Here is a 15,136-nt window from a genome sequence, read left to right as displayed (position 1 = left end):
AAAATGGAAGCAGATTACGAGCGCTTCATCGATTCTTTGAAGGCCTTCAAAATAATGGCCGATTATCCTGGCGCAGTTCGAAAACTACTGTCCTCGGACAAGGAAAAACAGCTAGCCGGTATGAAGCTTTTAGCTGATAGTCATGAACCCGAAATTATGCCTTGGCTGGTTTCCTTTTTACATTCAGAGGATGATGATTTGCAAAGGGCAGCCTATGCTGCTATGGAAGAGCTAATCACCTATCATGCCCTAAAAAGGCGTGACCCGGAGATCGGCGAAAAGATTGTAATCCTGCCCCTGGGGCCCGATGATTTTAACCTTCAAGCTTTAGCCTGGCCCATTTTCCAGGCCCTAAATCGACCCGATCTGTACCCCTCTAGCGTTTTAGGCACCGCAGCATTTAGTGCAGGCTATCTCCTCCTTGAGGATTTTGAGCCCCTCCTTAAGCGCTTACTTACTAATGAACATCCCGCCAACCAACATGCAGCTCGAAGTGCTCTAGAGATCATAGAAAATTCAAGAAAACAACAGACAAACTAAAGCTCCCCTAACTCAAAATCCCTTTTTATGAAAAAGCAGTTTTTAGCTCTGATTCTGGGCCTTTCCTTCTCTGGAATGGTTCAAGCCCAAAGCGATGCCAAAGCCCAAGTTAGCTTTGTGTATCCATTAGGTAGCAGTGGCATTCATTCCCTTTCTGAGGTTCACAATTTCTCCTTCAATATTCTGGTAGGATTAAATGGTGGCCTCAATGGCTTTGAATTAGGCTCTTTGCTCAATTACAACAATGCCGATGTGCAAGGTTTCCAGATGGCAGGCCTCAGCAATATTAATATGGGCAACCTGAATGGCTTTCAGAGTGCAGGTCTCTTCAATTTAAATTTGGGCTCTAGCGGCGCCGTCATTGCCGGTTTAGGAAACCTAAACTTAGGTCGCGTGGAAGGCATTAATATGGCCGGACTCTTTAATATGGCCAGCGAAAGTCAGGGAATAGCCATTGCCGGTTTGAGCAATCTAAACTTGCAAAAATTCCAAGGCATTCAAATGTCTGGCATCTTAAACCTGGCTAAGCATATGGAAGGTTTCCAGATTGGAATGATCAATCGTAGTCGAAGCCTTGGTTCCAAAGAAAATACCGGCTTTCAATTGGGCTTGGTTAATATTGTAGACTCCGCTTCCGAAGGTTATTCTTTAGGCTTAATCAACATCATCAATAAAGGTTATTATGCCTTTGAATTGAGCAGCACCGAAATGCTGTACAGCAATCTCCAATTTAAAATGGGGGTCGAAAAGCTCTATTCTTTTGTGAGCCTGGGCTATGGAAGTTTTGATCAAGAAAACACTCTGGGCCTGGGTCTGGGTTTAGGAAGCCTGTATAACTGGAATGAAAAACACGGAACCGCATTAGAGTTTGGTTTCCAGCATCTGCGGAATGATTTTGATGGTCCGGATAACTATGCCTTTTGGACCAGTGCCCGCTTAAACTATCAATACCACTTAACTGAGGTATGGTCCCTAAGCGGCGGTTTGAGCTTTAACCACTATCGCTCGGATGAATTTGATGAAGCCCATTTTGCCCGCGTGAACAGCGCTTTGGAGTTGAATAGTTCCGTTGGGCCCGAAGCCCAGCAAAAAGCCTGGATTGGCTTCAACCTGGGTATAATCAGTCGAATTTAATTTACGACTTCTCTCAAGAAAAAAGGCCCCAATTTGGGGCCTTTTTAGCTTTTAGTTTGGAAGCTTAGTTTAAGCTTTCCTCAACATAGGTCTTGAGCTCGCCCTCTTCCATTTTCTTGGATAGCTTTTTAAGGCTACGATCCTTAGACAGCTGATCCTTATACTGATTGTAATAGTTGATTACCATTTCCAATCCGGCTACATTTCCTGCAGTGGCATCTTTATCGCCTGTTTCTAAAACATATTTGGCCCATCCTCCCATAAAAAGGATTAATAGTTCTGGATTCTTCTCAGAATACTCAATCATCTCAGCATGCAATTCCATGCTAACTGCCGGGGTTCCGGTAAGCCACATCAGCAAAAATGCAGAAGCCTTTTTTCGCTTGCTGCTTTCTTCCTCCGGTCCATGACTGCTAAGCCAATTGATACAAGCCAAAACATCTTCTTCATAGGCCTTATAGTCTTCGGCCTTTTCCATTTTGGGTTCTTTAGGTACTTTAAACTCTTGCGCCCCAGCGGGCAACATAAAAGCCAGTAGAAATAGCGAACAGATAAATACTTTCATTTTAAACTTTGATTTGGCAAGGAAGTTAAGCAATGATGCTTGGCTAGAAAAGGTATCCGGAAATTTCAGAGTACTTTCTCAAAACAATAACTAGTTTCCACACCTTCATAAGGCGGATAATTGGGAATCCGCTGATAGCCGTTCTTCTCGTACAAACGAATGGCTTCTGGCTGATTGATACCGGTTTCAAGAATCAATCGAACAAGCTATCGCCATTGAAGCCACAAAACCGATCAGGAATTCTAAACTAATCATAGGCGACACCGCTCAGGTGACAATTGAGGGTTCCCAAATCAAAGCAAATGAATTCCAGATATGGGATAAAGCTCATAATTGTAAATTACCTGCAACTGATGTCTGGAATTAAAAACAAAGATGCCAATCGTGAGCAAGAGATATCAAGAATTTCTGGAGGATTGAAAATGGTTGCCAAGGAACTAGACATCCCTGTTATTGCACTTTCACAACTCTTGCGTAGTGCAGAAAGTCAAGGTGGGCATAAGCGACCTATGCTATCCCATTTAAGAGACTCAGGCTTCATTGATCAAGACGCTGATGTGCTATTGTGTTTGAATCGACTCGAATACTACGACATTGAACAATGGGACGACTATCATAGTGAACCCACTAATGGTGAAGCGAAATACATCCTTACCAAAAACCGAAATGGAGACCTTGTTCGCAACCGAATGGGATTCGAAGGCCAGTACACCCGATTTTTTGATTTAGAAGACTTTAAAGACTTGAGAAAAGGCAAAAAGCCCTAGTTAATCTCAGAAAAAGCCCTTTTTAAAATTCAGGGAAAACTCCTTAACAGTTAATCTGCGATTATTTTCACATTTACTAAGCTCATGAAAATCAATAAAATGATAAAGAAAACGATTCTTTTTGTAGCATCATTCCTTCTTTCAATATCTCTATATAGCCAAAAAGCTAAAACCAAAGATTGGAGATTAGGTTTAACCGTCCCCGTTGTATCCGTTGATTCATATCAAAGAGAAATGTGGAGCGGAGTATCTGCATCATACAAAGGGTTCACTTTAAATTATTATGGAGTCCTAACAAGTGAATTTATTGCTGAAGGACGCGGGGAATTTCGGAGACTAGTATCCCAACCATGGGTCTATACCTCACGAATGTCTTTCGGGTACAGCTTTATGTTTGGAAGAAAAGAAGAATCAAATTTTAAGCCCATTGTAGGCTTGTACTTTCTTACAATGCAAGGATTAGAGCCAGATATTGATATGGGGTTTAAGTATAAAAACCTAGTTTTCTTTATTTCACCACATTTTGAAAGTCAATCAAACGCGAAGTGGTTTCCAACATTTGGTCAGGCTACATCAAGAAAAATAATATTGAAGTTTAAATTTCAATATATCTTATGACATCCTACAATAAAGTCTCCTAAGCAAGGTATATACTATGCGTTTTAAAAATTTTATTTACGTAACGGTAACATTCTTTTCTACCGGATCTTTAGCTCAAGATGAACTTTCAATAAGAGGTTTTCAAAAAGAAAAAGCACTGTCAATGCTGGCAGGAGATACTTAAAACCATGACGGTTACAATGTCTATGGGGGCCGATTTGCAATAAACAGCGTAAAAATAAGAGCTGCCTCAGAAATGAGACAGCTTCCTAATTCAATATTTTCTCAAAACAATAACTAGTTTCCACACCTTCATAAGGCGGATAATTGGGAATCCGCTGATAGCCGTTCTTCTCATACAAGCGAATGGCTTCCGGTTGATTGATTCCGGTTTCCAAAACCAATCGCTTTAAAGCTAATTCGCGGGCCCAGTCTTCCAAGGCCCCTAATAATTGACTGGCCAATCCTTGGGAGCGCTGGCTTTCGACTACATACATACGCTTGACCTCCGCCGTATCCGCAGACTTGTTTTTAAATGCACCACAGGCTAGGGCTTGATCTCCCTGGTATAAAAGCAAAGCCTGCTTTAAATCTTCAATGCCATTAAACTGATGGTAAAAGCTATTCATGGGTCCATCGCGATGAACCAGCTCAGCATCCAGCAATTGGACCAGGCTTATAAAATCCGGATTCTTGGAATTCGTTCTTTCTATCCTGAGCTCCTGTTTAGCCATTGCGTACCAATATCATCCCAAAGACCAAAAAGGCGATTCCCGCCCATTGAAATAGGGTAGCACTGAGATAAGCACGGATGTAATCAGGCGGAAAATTGTTGGCCTTTAATAGGCTCACTGATTTACGACCGTAAAAAACGGAGTACACAATCAGGCCGGCAAAATAAAAGGCCAGGGTATAATTAAGATCGAGTAATTCTGCCTGCCAAACTGCATATAGCCCGCCCATTAAGAGGGCCAACCAAACATAGCGCATGGGTGATCGATTGGAAAACAGGTCCACCATTTCGGCTTTCTTCTCGGGTTCCAATTTGCGATTAGCCCGATCCATCATCATCCTCGCCAAAAAGTAGAAGAGGATAAAAGGAATAAATGCGATCAGGTAATTACTCATACATTCTAGTAATTAAAGCAAACGTTCTTGGCCTCGGTAAAGAACTTCAAAGCTTCAAAGCCGCCTTCGCGACCGACGCCGCTGTTTTTCATTCCGCCGAAAGGCGTACGTAAATCGCGCACTAACCAATCATTAATCCACACAATTCCGCTATGGATATCGCGAGCCACGCGGTGGGCACGATTCAAGTCCTGTGTGAAGATGGTACAGGCCAATCCATATTCGGTGCTATTGGCCATCATCAAAACCTCTTCTTCTGTATCAAAAGGCGTAAGGGTTACTACGGGTCCGAAGATTTCTTCCTGATTGGTACGGCAATCAAAGCTCAATCCTTCAATTACTGTAGGTTCCAAGAAATAGCCCTTATCATAAGGCGCCGGCATTTCTACCCGCTTTCCTCCATGCAAAATCTGGCCACCTTCTTCCTGCGCTAATTGGATATAAGACAATATCTTTTCCATATGCGCTTCGGAAACCACGGCTCCCATGCGAGAGCTTTCTTCTTCTGGAGCCCCAACTTTTAAGCCTTTCACACGCTCAACAAAAGCCTCCTTAAATCGATCGTAAATTCCGCGTTGTACGAAGATGCGACTTCCACAAAGGCAAATTTGCCCCTGATTGGCAAAGGCCGCTCGAGTGCTGATTTTTACAGCCCGTTCAAAATCACAATCATCAAAAATGATATTGGGGTTTTTACCCCCCAATTCTAAGGACATCTTCTTGAATTTAGGTGCCGCAATGCTGGCAATACGCGCTCCGGTTGCGGTTCCGCCGGTAAAGGAAATCGCCTTGATGGTATCATTCTCTACCATGGCCTGCCCGGCCTCAGCGCCTAAGCCATGCACAATATTGAGTACCCCGGCCGGGAATCCTACTTCGATGCAAATCTGCGAAAGTAAATAGGCGGTATAAGGAGTTACCTCCGATGGCTTGGCAATAACACAATTCCCACTGGCTAAGGCCGGAGCAATTTTCCAACTGAATAAATAGAGCGGTAAATTCCAGGGAGAGATACAGGCCACAGAGCCTAAAGGCTGACGCAGGGTATAATTAAATCCCTTGCCCCCCATATTGTGAAACTCATCTTCCTGATGCAAAATAGCGGTGGCAAAGAAGGCAAAATTGTCGCGTGCTCTGGGGATATCCACCGACTGAGCCAATTTAAAAGGCTTGCCATTATCCCGACTTTCGGCCATGGCCAATTCATCGAGGCGCTCGGCAATGCGATTGCTTAGTGCCATTAAGTGCTTACTGCGCTCAGCATTACTTAAGGCCGACCAAGCGGGAAATGCTGCTTCGGCCGCTTTTACTGCCGCAGTTACATCTTCGGCCCCCGAGCGAGGAATTAAGGAATAAACTTCGCCTCTGGCAGGTTCATAATTATCGAGGTATTCCCCTTTTACCGGAGCACAAAGTTTGCCTCCAATATAGTTCTGTAATTTTTCCATCCTTATAAGTTTGGCGTACGACCACCGTCTACCGGCACATTAATTCCGCTGATATAAGCTGCCGCCGGGGAGGCTAAAAAGGCAATGGCATTGGCCACTTCCTCGGGCTTAGCGAAACGGGCTAATGGAATTTCGGAGGTCATTTCGGCAGAAACCTCTGCTTCACTCTTTCCGGTTTTTTGGGCTTTATTGCTGATAATGGAACTTAAGCGCAGGGTTTCTGTAGCTCCGGGTAAAACATTGTTTACGGTAATTCCATCCGGACCTAATTCGCGGCTCAAAGTTTTAGACCAATTGGCCACTGCTCCGCGAATGGTATTGCTTACTCCCAAATTAGGTAAAGGTGCTTTTACAGAAGTGGAAATCACATTAATGATTCGTCCATATCCGCTTTTACGCATCCCCTCTAAAAGGGCCTGGCTAATTAATTGATTGGCTAATAAATGGCGACGGAAGGCCGTAACATATTCTTCCAAACCGGCTTTATGCGCAGGTCCGGCGGGCGGTCCACCACTATTATTAACCAGAATATTGTAATCGTTCCCGGCGCGAAGATGTGCGCTTAACTCAGATTCGAGACCTACTAAATCATCAAAGTCGGCCACCAAAATTTGATGCTGCTGACCATGGGCGGTACTGAGTTGGGATTTTACTTTTTCGAGTTTTTCAGGGTTGCGAGCCAATAAGGTTACACTGGCTCCCATGCGGGCAATTTCTTCGGCTGCCGCTTTACCGATACCGTCACTGCTGCCGCAGATCAGGGCTTTCTTACCACTAAGATTAAGATCCATGTTCGTTCTTTTCGTCGGATTCGATCATACCATCGCGCAAACGAATAATGCGATGTGCGTGCTGAGCAATGTCCTCCTCATGCGTTACCAGAATTACGGTATTCCCTCGAGCGTGGATATCGCTAAAGAGCTTCATAATTTCTACTGAGGTTTTGGAATCGAGGTTACCCGTGGGCTCATCCGCCAATATAATGGAGGGATGATTTACCAGGGCTCTGGCCACGGCTACCCTTTGACGCTGCCCACCACTGAGCTGATTAGGACGGTGATCCATGCGATCACTTAAACCTACGGAGTTTAAAACTTCTTCGGCTCGAGCCTGACGATCGGTGGTACTGGCTCCGGCATAAACCAAAGGCAAAGCCACATTCTCGAGCGCAGTACTACGTGGCAAAAGGTTAAAGGTTTGAAAAACAAAACCGATCTCTGAATTGCGCACTTCCGCCAACTCATTATCGGTCATTTTGCTTACATCCTTTCCGTTTAGCCAGTATTCGCCGCTGCTGGGTGTATCGAGGCAGCCCAATAAATTCATCAGGGTCGATTTCCCGGATCCTGAGGGGCCCATTAAAGCCACATATTCATTGCGACGCACATCCAGATCAATGCCTTTCAGCACTTTCACCACCTGACTTCCAAGGGGAAAGTCACGCTTGATCTGGCGAAGCTTGATGATCTCTTCCATGTTCTAGATTCTGGTTTGGCAAGATACAATATTGACGAGGTATGCGCAGGTTTTATTGTGTTTAAGGCCTCTCGTCCCCTAATTCTTTGAGGGCGAAATACTGATCTTGGAAAGCCGCCCCAATGGGCCGTTTAATTTATACCTTTGCGGCTCATTAAATTCATGATACAATGACGATGGCAAGCCTGTTTTTAGGATTTGTAGGTCCCTGGCAAATTATTCTGATTGTTGCCTTGGTACTGCTCCTTTTTGGCGGACGTAAAATTCCTGAATTAATGCGCGGCCTTGGTGGCGGCATTAAGGAGTTTAAAGATGCTGTGAAAGAAGACGATAAAGAAGAATCGCCAGAGAAAAAATCCTAAAGTCAATACCTTGAAAGATTACCGGAAGCTGACCGAAATCCAGTCCGACCTGGAATCAAAATCCATCAGCTGCGTACAGCTTGTAGAAAATTACCTGGAGAAAATTGAGGCGCATCAGGATCTGAACGCCTTTTTAGAAGTATATGCCCACGACGCTCGCGCCCGGGCCACGGTAATTGACGCCAAATTGCAACACGGCACTGCGGGTAAACTCGCAGGGATGGTAATTGGAATCAAGGATAATATTGTTTACAAAGACCATAAGGTTTCGGCCGCTTCCAAAATTTTGGAAGGTTTTCAATCTCTGTTCTCCGCCACGGTAGTCGAAAGACTTTTAGCTGAGGATGCGATTATTATTGGTCGACTCAATTGCGATGAATTCGCCATGGGTTCCTCTAACCGCTTTAGTGCTTATGGGCCGGTTAAAAACCCACTCGACACTACTAAGGTTCCCGGTGGAAGCTCCGGTGGATCAGCGTCTGCGGTTGCGGCAGGCTTATGCTTAGCTTCCTTGGGAAGTGATACCGGTGGATCTATTCGCCAACCCGCCAGCTTTACCGGCATTTATGGTTTTAAGCCCAGCTATGGACGAATTTCTCGCCATGGTTTGATTGCCTTTGCCTCCAGCTTCGATCAAATTGGTCCCTTTGCCCGCTCTGTAGAAGATATTGCCCTCCTTTACGAAGTGATGGCCGGCGCAGACAATTATGACAATACCGTAAGTAAACGTGAGGTAGAGTCGGTACAATCGGCCCCCGAGCCTGGCAAAAAGCGCATTGCTTATTTCCGCAATGCTATGGAATCTGCGCATCTCGATCCCGAAGTACGCAAAGCTTCTGAAGCTATTATCGAAAAGCTAAAGGCTGATGGTCATACCGTGGAAGCGGTAGATTTCCCTCTGCTCGACTATATGGTACCGGTATATTATATCCTTACCACTGCCGAAGCCAGCTCTAATTTGGCCCGCTATGATGGCATCCATTACGGATACCGCAGTGCCAATGCCCATGATTTGGAGAGCACCTATAAGCTTTCGCGCACCGAAGGTTTTGGCCCCGAGGTTAAGCGCCGTATCCTGCTAGGAACTTTCGTGCTTAGCAGCGGCTATTACGATGCCTATTATGGCAAAGCGCAAAAAACCCGCCGCCTGGTGGTAGAAAAAACCGAAGCCCTTTTTAAGGACTACGACCTACTTTTCTCCCCTACCACACCCCACACTGCCTTTGCCTTGGATCAAGAACAAAATGATCCTACGCAGGCTTATTTAGAAGACATTTTTACCGTACACGCCAATATCAGTGGCATTCCATCTATCAGCTTGCCGATGGCAACTCATAGCAATGGATTACCGCTTGGAATGCAATTTTCGGCTGCGAAATATCAAGAAGCCGATTTGCTGCGTTTTGTGGATACATTAGTTCACAATTAGCGGTTAAAAACCTCGTTAAATGCTTACTGGGAAAGGCATTTAATCACTTACCTTTTCCCTTAGATATTTCTGTGCTGAACATGAAACTTAAATTACTTGCACTGGGTTTTGGATTGGCTACTCTGCCATTGGCGGCCAGCCCCACTCAACCCGGTGGCGAACATAAGGATACCGATACCATCATAAAGCCTCAGTTTTTAGATCTGGAGGCTATTGATCTTAAGGATCATCCCGTGGCGGCCCGCCTCGACTCCTTGCTATACCTCAATTTCTTTCAGGCTACCGCCGAAGAATTTAGTACCCTCGACTCCAACTTTTTGGCCGATGGAGAATTACCGGATTGGCATGATTCGGTCTATGAAGCGCGCCTCAAGGAACTGGATGCTCTAAGTCCCATGGATTTAGATTACAATCCTGTTGTCCGCTCCTTTATCGATCTCTACAGTAAAAGACGCCGCGAGCAAGTGAGCCGCATGCTGGGCTTGGCTCGTTACTATTTCCCGCTTTTTGAGCAAACCTTGGATAAATACAATATGCCATTGGAGCTCAAATACCTGGCGGTAGTAGAGTCAGCTTTAAATCCAACCGCTCGTTCGCGTGTGGGAGCAGCAGGCTTATGGCAGTTCATGTATTCTACCGGTAAATTGAATGGACTGAGCGTTAACAGCTATGTAGATGAACGCCATGATCCCATCAAATCAACGGAAGCCGCTTGTCGCTATCTCACCACCTTGTACAATATTTTCGGTGATTGGAACCTAGCTCTAGCGGCCTATAATTCGGGTCCTGGTAATGTAAACAAGGCCATTCGCCGCTCTGGTGGACAAACTAATTATTGGGCCATTCGTCCCTTTTTGCCTCGTGAAACAGCGGGTTATGTTCCCGCCTTTATCGCGGTGAATTATATCATGAATTACCACGAGGAGCATTTGCTTTTCGCTACCGACATAAAACCTTCCTTCTTCTCGACAGACACCGTTGTTATTCGCGAAAAAGTAAGCTTTGAGCAGCTTTCAAAATTGATCGCCATGGACGAGGAAGAATTACTCTTCTTAAATCCTGCTTATCGCTACAAGGTGATTCCCAAAGTTTCCAATCATGCTTATCGAATCGTTCTACCTTCGGATAAGGTAGGCTTGTTTATTGCCAATGAGGATTCGATTTACAGCATTGCGGAAAACGATTTTGCTAAAAACAAGACCGTAGCACCAGCCGTGGTGGAAATGAATGATCGCATTCGCCACAAGGTTCGCCGGGGTGAAGTTTTAGGCACCATCGCCGAAAAATACGGCGTTAGTGTGAGCAGCATTCGCAGATGGAACGGTCTGCGCGGCAATACCATTCGCGTTGGACAAAGATTAACTATTTATCCACGCCGCATGCCCAGCAGCTCTACGGTGGCATCCAACAGTAGCAGCAGCTCGCAGACCAAAACTTCCACCGATGGCAAATACGAAATGTATCGGGTGCGCAGTGGTGAAACCTTTTATTCCATTGCCCGCAAATATCCCGGTGTAAGCGCTCAAAATATTATGTCGTGGAATGGCATTAATAATGCGAAACGCCTGAAAGTGGGAATGACCTTAAAAATCTACCCTCAAAGCTGATCCTATGAAACTAAAAACCGGCCTCTTATTCCTGCTTGCTCTTAGCTTAACCATTTCCTGCTCAAGCCCCGAAGGTGAAGAGTCGGCTTTAGAGAAAATCTTTAACGATGATACCCTGCCTCCTGCCAATGGGGGTATTCTGGATATTTTGGTGGTAGCCGAGGACAAGGTTTGGAACGGTGGTCCCGGTAGAGCTTTCGAAGAACATTTTATTGGCATGGTCTACGGCCTGCCTCAACCCGAACCGCGCTACACAGTACGTCAGGTGGCTCCAAAAGAATTTAGCGACCTTCTTAAACGCTCCCGCTATATTGTGCTTTTAGACGCTAATGCTGATAGCAGCAGCCTGGTTTTCGAAATGGATAAATGGGCGCGTGGCCAAATGGTAAGTCACCTGAGCGCTCCCACCGAACTGGATTTACGGAAATTGACCCTTCAGCAAAATGATGCCATTGACGCCCGCATCAGTGCTTTAGAATCTGAACGTCTCTATACCAAAATGCGGCCGCTTACGCATAAAGAGTATCCTGAGTTTTTCAGCAAGCACAATCTCAAGTTAAATGTTCCCAAAGACTTTGCTCTTTCGGTGTCTACAGACGATGTGGTAGTGTATTGGAAAACCACCACTTTGGCCGATAATGGTATAATCATTTACGTAGGTGACTTACCAGCAGACGAAGCTATTATTGGCAATAACATTATTCCCCTAAGGGATAGCCTCACCAAACTCTATGTTCCCGGACAAAGAGATGGCAGCTATATGATTACTGAGGACTTAGTAAAACCGCAATTGAACCCAACCGAAGTACAGGGACGCTTTAGCATTGAAGCGCGTGGCTTATGGCGTACGCATGGCGATATTATGGGTGGCCCATTTGTGAGCTATACCATTTACGATGAAGAGAATAATCGATTGATTTACATCGATAGCTTTATCCTAGCTCCGGAGAAAAAGAAGCGCAAGAGTCTTTTCGAATTAGAGAGCATTATTCGCAATCTCGAAATTCTTTAAGCCAGTACTTCGCGTAAAACCGCCAAGGATTTCAAGTCACCAAAATCATGTAAATGAAGGCGGTAATAATCTATTAAGCTGGCTAGAGCCTTGCGGCGGATAGCGGATCCTTTGATATTCAGCTCCTCGTAGTTTTCCATTCCTTTGGCTTGAAGCTCACGCCAAATCTGCAATTCATCTTCTTCAATAAAATGGGCATGATCCGGAGGCTGAATGCTTAATTGAGAATTTAATAAGTCGAAATATCGGGCAGTACCTTCTTCCAATTGAGGCCGCAGTCCTAAATGCGCGCTTAATTCCATTAAAAAGGCCAAATGGAAATTGGCCAAACCTGTTTCGGCTGAATCCAATTGAATTAGGGCCTTCCGTACAAATCGATAGAGTTCCGGATGTCCTTCTTCTTCCCGCAATACCTTGTAGAGAAACTCGGCTAAGAAGAGCGCCATACAGGACAAAACCGGATCAAAATACAATTGCTGATAAGGATAGAGTATGCGGGCATCCTGAAGGCGCTTTAATTCGCCTTTATTCCGCTCAGCATGCTGAATTTCGAGAATCTGGAGGTTTTGAAAATGGGCCTTCTTTAAACCGCTTTTTCCCTTTTTAGAAAGGGTAGCGATCAAGCCGATAGTTCCTAAATCCGGTGTAAGAAGATTGAGAATAATGCGGCTTTCACCATAGGGAACACTGCTTAATACGATGCCCTCCCGAATCTCGGCCATTAATTCAAAATCATGATTTTAGCCACCTCCGTATTAACACCTAAATCATCACTGATAAAGGCCAGATAAATTCCTGAAGCTACTTTCAGTCCATCGAAATTTTTACCATCCCAAATTGCCTGACCACCTTCGGCCACCGTTTCGAAAACGATATTTCCTTCCACATCGGTAATCTTAACCTGAGCATTGGTTACCAAGCCACGAATTAAAATCGGACCGCTGTATCCCGGCTCTACCGGATTGGGATAGGCAAATACATCACTCATGGTTTTCTCCCCGGCTGTAGCCTGACCTTGATAGGAAACAATTCCCTGATCCGTTCCAAAGTACACCATTCCGGTTTGATCGTCGATTTCAATATCCAAAATCACATCACTGGCCAAAGGGCTATTGGTTTTACTGAAACGCTGCAATTGAGTACGGCCATTAGAATTGGTATAGAACACTCCATTATTGGCGGTTCCGAACCACTTCTTATTGGCTCCATCCACTTCAATATCATTAATGGCTTCCGAGCCTAACACGCGCTCCCCATTACCATCACCATCTTCATCAATTACCAGGATTGAAGCATCGTAACTGCGATTGGGCTCAAAGATATTCTCGGGGCTAAACAGTACGGCTAGGCCCTCATTGGTACCAATCCAAATCTCTCCATCCTGATCTTCTGCAAAGCAAAGTACCGACTCCGAAGGTAGGTCGCCACTTCCCTCACTGGCCCCTAAACGCACCGTTTCTTGAGGCACCCCATCTTCCAGGCGGGTTACTAAAATCCCATTATTCCGAATCTGTTGCCAAACCTGACCACCCGAGGTAACCATTAATTTCAAAACATTGGCACCGGCACCAGCGGCACCTAAACCATAGCATTCTACCGTTCCATCCGGACGAATCACACCCAAGGGACGATCGGTTAAAGGATTACTGAACCAGATATTTCCATCGGCATCCAAATCCATATCCGCCACCCGATGTTCGCCACTTCCGCTAATGGAAGGCATTGCGCCATCGGTAGTGGCCTCATTAATTTCGCGCTCTATAGAAACGCTCTCACCATCAATGGCCAATTCCAATAAACCACTTCCAAAGCTGGAAGCATAGATATGATTCTCTTTTGTTGGATGCGGAAGGATTTTAACGATGTCTTTAAATGAACCAAAGAGGGCATTGGGATAATTGGTCCAATTCAATCCTTCGAGGTGAAAAATACCATCATTATTAAAAACGGGGGTACCCACCACATCGTAACCACCGGGGGCTACCCATATTTTACCTTCATCCTGTTGAAGGCGAAAAGCATTACGAGTGGCCGGGCTATTGGGAACTACCTCGAGCGGGAAAATTTGAAAAACCTGGTAAATTCCGCTACCCGCATCGGCGATCCAGAAATTATCGGATCGACTGCCCATAATTGCTGCTACTGGCGAAAAGGCCGTATCACCAACGGTGGTGCTGTTCCAGTTTTTCACTCTTTGAAAAGCCGGATCATAAGCACGAGCACTAAAATTATTTACGACTACCAGATTCCCTCGCGATTCACGTAAATCCCGATTATCTGAAATTTCGTTGGCCGGAAAGAAGGTCCAGCTGCCATTCTCTTTATACCAGATCGAATCATTATTGGGAGGAATATTGCGATTGACGAAAAGCTTGCCATCGAAATAAGCCAAATGATCAATTTCCCTCGCCATTGCTGGGTCTACCGACCAATTACCAAAAAAGAATTTAGCAGAACTAAGGGGCGCACTATACAAACCTTCGGGAGTAGCGGCGTACAAATATTGATCATCATTCTCCACTTGATACACAGCCAAAGTACCACCTCCAGGTCCGATGATATAGGGCGCTTCTCGCACTAATCCCTGGGCAATATCGTAGGCCACAATCCCAAAATCAGTCGCGATAAAAGCCACAGAATCCATCACATGAATGTGATTAATCCGTTTTAAGCCGCTGTAATTTCCGGAAAGGCGGATATCGGGAAAACTGATAATCTCATCCCCATCGAGAATATCGAGGGTGCCATTTTCATAGCCAATAAAATATTGATCAAATTGCTCACTATAGGCAATACAACTTAAGCCAACATCACTTAAGCCATTAACCTTGGAAACACGGTGAATGCTGCGATCTTCAAGCTCATAACGATACATACCTTGTTCGGTGGCAACGTAGGCCACACCGTCGTTTTCGGCGATGTCTACCGACTTGGTATAAGGGAAATGATCGACCCAAACCCCCAGGTTATTTGATACCTGTGCAGAGAGGGAAATGGTGCCAAAAATGAAGAGCAGCCCTAAGCTAATTCTCATGCGGGAAATCCGTTTTGGGAATGAAACGTTAAAA

Annotated in this window: 18 protein-coding genes; 9 read left to right on the top strand and 9 right to left on the bottom strand. The window is 45.1% G+C overall.

The genetic code is table 11. The features are described 5' to 3' along the window. Positions 1-3 precede the first annotated feature (3 nt). Both H4K34_RS09095 and H4K34_RS09090 read left to right on the top strand, forming a co-directional pair. Positions 4-540, top strand: coding sequence for a hypothetical protein (locus H4K34_RS09095; RefSeq protein ID WP_210757110.1), 537 nt, complete (start codon positions 4-6; stop codon positions 538-540). Positions 541-567: 27 nt separating this feature from the next. Beyond that, positions 568-1,674, top strand: coding sequence for a hypothetical protein (locus H4K34_RS09090; protein ID WP_210760506.1), 1,107 nt, complete (start codon positions 568-570; stop codon positions 1,672-1,674). Positions 1,675-1,738: 64 nt separating this feature from the next. On the opposite strand, the gene H4K34_RS09085 is transcribed toward H4K34_RS09090, so the two are convergent. Together H4K34_RS09085 and H4K34_RS09080 are read right to left on the bottom strand one after the other, a co-directional pair. Further along, positions 1,739-2,239 carry a hypothetical protein gene (locus H4K34_RS09085; protein ID WP_210760505.1) on the bottom strand — a complete coding sequence of 167 codons (501 nt, stop codon included), beginning with the start codon at positions 2,237-2,239 and terminating at the stop codon, positions 1,739-1,741. A gap of 65 nt (positions 2,240-2,304) precedes the next feature. Further along, positions 2,305-2,436, bottom strand: a complete 132-nt coding sequence (locus tag H4K34_RS09080; protein WP_407644578.1) for a hypothetical protein — start codon at positions 2,434-2,436, stop codon at positions 2,305-2,307. A 105-nt stretch (positions 2,437-2,541) separates the two neighbouring features. Here H4K34_RS09080 and H4K34_RS09075 point away from each other — a divergent pair, with 105 nt between their 5' ends. From H4K34_RS09075 to H4K34_RS18140, 3 genes are all read left to right on the top strand, one after another. Beyond that, a complete protein-coding gene (locus tag H4K34_RS09075; RefSeq protein WP_210760504.1) occupies positions 2,542-3,006 on the top strand; it encodes a replicative DNA helicase in 465 nt (154 codons plus the stop codon). 84 nt (positions 3,007-3,090) lie between these two features. Then, a complete protein-coding gene (locus tag H4K34_RS09070; protein ID WP_210760503.1) occupies positions 3,091-3,624 on the top strand; it encodes a hypothetical protein in 534 nt (177 codons plus the stop codon). Positions 3,625-3,661: 37 nt separating this feature from the next. Further along, the gene (locus H4K34_RS18140; protein ID WP_281384742.1) at positions 3,662-3,790 is read left to right on the top strand and encodes a hypothetical protein; all 129 of its coding nucleotides are present in this window, start codon (positions 3,662-3,664) and stop codon (positions 3,788-3,790) included. Positions 3,791-3,875: 85 nt separating this feature from the next. Here H4K34_RS18140 and H4K34_RS09065 read toward each other — a convergent pair whose 3' ends face one another. From H4K34_RS09065 to H4K34_RS09045, 5 genes are read right to left on the bottom strand one after another with little or no spacing between them, the layout of a single operon-like run. Next, positions 3,876-4,340: a GNAT family N-acetyltransferase gene (locus H4K34_RS09065; protein ID WP_210760502.1), complete on the bottom strand. Its 465-nt coding sequence runs from the start codon at positions 4,338-4,340 to the stop codon at positions 3,876-3,878. Continuing rightward, a complete protein-coding gene (locus tag H4K34_RS09060) occupies positions 4,333-4,734 on the bottom strand; it encodes a hypothetical protein (protein ID WP_210760501.1) in 402 nt (133 codons plus the stop codon). Before H4K34_RS09060 ends, H4K34_RS09065 begins: the two co-directional genes overlap by 8 nt. A gap of 5 nt (positions 4,735-4,739) precedes the next feature. Then, positions 4,740-6,182, bottom strand: coding sequence for an aldehyde dehydrogenase (locus H4K34_RS09055; RefSeq protein WP_210760500.1), 1,443 nt, complete (start codon positions 6,180-6,182; stop codon positions 4,740-4,742). A gap of 2 nt (positions 6,183-6,184) precedes the next feature. Next, the gene (locus tag H4K34_RS09050) at positions 6,185-6,973 is read right to left on the bottom strand and encodes an SDR family oxidoreductase (protein WP_210760499.1); all 789 of its coding nucleotides are present in this window, start codon (positions 6,971-6,973) and stop codon (positions 6,185-6,187) included. Further along, positions 6,963-7,658, bottom strand: a complete 696-nt coding sequence (locus tag H4K34_RS09045) for an ABC transporter ATP-binding protein (RefSeq protein WP_281384741.1) — start codon at positions 7,656-7,658, stop codon at positions 6,963-6,965. The genes H4K34_RS09050 and H4K34_RS09045 overlap by 11 nt, the downstream gene beginning before the upstream one ends. Positions 7,659-7,834: 176 nt before the next feature. Here H4K34_RS09045 and H4K34_RS09040 point away from each other — a divergent pair, with 176 nt between their 5' ends. From H4K34_RS09040 to H4K34_RS09025, 4 genes are all read left to right on the top strand, one after another. Continuing rightward, positions 7,835-8,020, top strand: coding sequence for a Sec-independent protein translocase subunit TatA/TatB (locus H4K34_RS09040; protein WP_210760563.1), 186 nt, complete (start codon positions 7,835-7,837; stop codon positions 8,018-8,020). A 10-nt stretch (positions 8,021-8,030) separates the two neighbouring features. Then, the gene (gene gatA, locus H4K34_RS09035) at positions 8,031-9,449 is read left to right on the top strand and encodes an Asp-tRNA(Asn)/Glu-tRNA(Gln) amidotransferase subunit GatA (protein WP_210760498.1); all 1,419 of its coding nucleotides are present in this window, start codon (positions 8,031-8,033) and stop codon (positions 9,447-9,449) included. 80 nt (positions 9,450-9,529) lie between these two features. After that, on the top strand, positions 9,530-11,056 hold the full coding sequence (locus tag H4K34_RS09030; protein WP_210760497.1) for a lytic transglycosylase domain-containing protein: 1,527 nt from the start codon (positions 9,530-9,532) through the stop codon (positions 11,054-11,056). A 4-nt stretch (positions 11,057-11,060) separates the two neighbouring features. After that, a complete protein-coding gene (locus H4K34_RS09025; protein ID WP_210760496.1) occupies positions 11,061-12,068 on the top strand; it encodes a DUF4837 family protein in 1,008 nt (335 codons plus the stop codon). Here the strand turns inward: H4K34_RS09025 and recO are convergent. Next, the gene (gene recO / locus H4K34_RS09020; protein ID WP_210760495.1) at positions 12,065-12,790 is read right to left on the bottom strand and encodes a DNA repair protein RecO; all 726 of its coding nucleotides are present in this window, start codon (positions 12,788-12,790) and stop codon (positions 12,065-12,067) included. The two genes, H4K34_RS09025 and recO, sit on opposite strands and share 4 nt — an antisense overlap. Then, positions 12,790-15,102: a type IX secretion system anionic LPS delivery protein PorZ gene (porZ, locus tag H4K34_RS09015; RefSeq protein WP_210760494.1), complete on the bottom strand. Its 2,313-nt coding sequence runs from the start codon at positions 15,100-15,102 to the stop codon at positions 12,790-12,792. Before porZ ends, recO begins: the two co-directional genes overlap by 1 nt. Positions 15,103-15,136 lie beyond the last annotated feature (34 nt).

The sequence above is a fragment of the Croceimicrobium hydrocarbonivorans genome (assembly GCF_014524565.1).
In the GTDB taxonomy this organism is placed as follows: domain Bacteria; phylum Bacteroidota; class Bacteroidia; order Flavobacteriales; family Schleiferiaceae; genus Croceimicrobium; species Croceimicrobium hydrocarbonivorans.
The sequence above is the reverse complement of the archived record's forward strand: the minus strand, read 5'-3'. Positions and strand labels throughout refer to the sequence as shown.

What these genes read in the sequence shown, in the direction of transcription:
- H4K34_RS09095 (WP_210757110.1), top strand. Translation starts at nt 4, where the DNA reads ATGGAAGCAGATTACGAGCGCTTCATCGATTCTTTGAAGGCCTTCAAA.
- H4K34_RS09090 (WP_210760506.1), top strand. Translation starts at nt 568, where the DNA reads ATGAAAAAGCAGTTTTTAGCTCTGATTCTGGGCCTTTCCTTCTCTGGA.
- H4K34_RS09085 (WP_210760505.1), bottom strand. Translation starts at nt 2,239, where the DNA reads ATGAAAGTATTTATCTGTTCGCTATTTCTACTGGCTTTTATGTTGCCC.
- H4K34_RS09075 (WP_210760504.1), top strand. Translation starts at nt 2,542, where the DNA reads ATGAATTCCAGATATGGGATAAAGCTCATAATTGTAAATTACCTGCAA.
- H4K34_RS09070 (WP_210760503.1), top strand. Translation starts at nt 3,091, where the DNA reads ATGAAAATCAATAAAATGATAAAGAAAACGATTCTTTTTGTAGCATCA.
- H4K34_RS18140 (WP_281384742.1), top strand. Translation starts at nt 3,662, where the DNA reads ATGCGTTTTAAAAATTTTATTTACGTAACGGTAACATTCTTTTCTACC.
- H4K34_RS09065 (WP_210760502.1), bottom strand. Translation starts at nt 4,340, where the DNA reads ATGGCTAAACAGGAGCTCAGGATAGAAAGAACGAATTCCAAGAATCCG.
- H4K34_RS09060 (WP_210760501.1), bottom strand. Translation starts at nt 4,734, where the DNA reads ATGAGTAATTACCTGATCGCATTTATTCCTTTTATCCTCTTCTACTTT.
- H4K34_RS09055 (WP_210760500.1), bottom strand. Translation starts at nt 6,182, where the DNA reads ATGGAAAAATTACAGAACTATATTGGAGGCAAACTTTGTGCTCCGGTA.
- H4K34_RS09050 (WP_210760499.1), bottom strand. Translation starts at nt 6,973, where the DNA reads ATGGATCTTAATCTTAGTGGTAAGAAAGCCCTGATCTGCGGCAGCAGT.
- H4K34_RS09045 (WP_281384741.1), bottom strand. Translation starts at nt 7,658, where the DNA reads ATGGAAGAGATCATCAAGCTTCGCCAGATCAAGCGTGACTTTCCCCTT.
- H4K34_RS09040 (WP_210760563.1), top strand. Translation starts at nt 7,835, where the DNA reads ATGGCAAGCCTGTTTTTAGGATTTGTAGGTCCCTGGCAAATTATTCTG.
- H4K34_RS09030 (WP_210760497.1), top strand. Translation starts at nt 9,530, where the DNA reads ATGAAACTTAAATTACTTGCACTGGGTTTTGGATTGGCTACTCTGCCA.
- H4K34_RS09025 (WP_210760496.1), top strand. Translation starts at nt 11,061, where the DNA reads ATGAAACTAAAAACCGGCCTCTTATTCCTGCTTGCTCTTAGCTTAACC.
- recO (WP_210760495.1), bottom strand. Translation starts at nt 12,790, where the DNA reads ATGGCCGAGATTCGGGAGGGCATCGTATTAAGCAGTGTTCCCTATGGT.
- porZ (WP_210760494.1), bottom strand. Translation starts at nt 15,102, where the DNA reads ATGAGAATTAGCTTAGGGCTGCTCTTCATTTTTGGCACCATTTCCCTC.